The sequence below is a fragment of the Clostridium sp. ZBS15 genome (assembly GCF_023845705.1).
In the GTDB taxonomy this organism is placed as follows: Bacteria; Bacillota; Clostridia; order Clostridiales; family Clostridiaceae; genus Clostridium; species Clostridium aquiflavi.
Window position 1 is genome coordinate 3749 of sequence record NZ_JAMQHY010000091.1, and the last position, 430, is coordinate 4178.

General features: G+C 33.5%; 1 protein-coding gene. It reads left to right on the forward strand.

Translation table 11 applies throughout. The features are described 5' to 3' along the window. A partial coding sequence (locus NG904_RS16505; RefSeq protein ID WP_252232794.1) for an ABC transporter substrate-binding protein occupies positions 1–430 on the forward strand: 430 nt, incomplete at its 3' end.

Below are 430 nucleotides of genomic sequence, written 5' to 3' on the forward strand. Positions count from 1 at the left end.
ATGTTTATGTCAGTTTTAGTAGGTTGTACTGAAAAAACAACTGCGATGCGTGATAGAGAAGGTAATGAATTTGTAGCACCTAAGGAAATTAATAAAATAATTTCAACGGCACCATCAAATACAGAGGTATTAATGGCATTAGGCTTAGGTGATAAATTAATTGCAATAGATAATTACTCAACGGATATCGAAGGCGTTAATCCTGAATTGCCACAATTAGATTTTAGAAATCCAGATGTTGAAGCTATCATTTCGTTAAAGCCAGACATGATAATAGCCTCTGGGCATAATAAAGTAGGGGATGAAGATCCATTTGCTTTAATAAAACAAGCAGGAATAGCAGTTGTATATATACCAAGCAGTTATAGTATTGATGGTATTTATGGCGATATAGAGTTTATGGCACAAATAACAGATACTGAATTGAAAG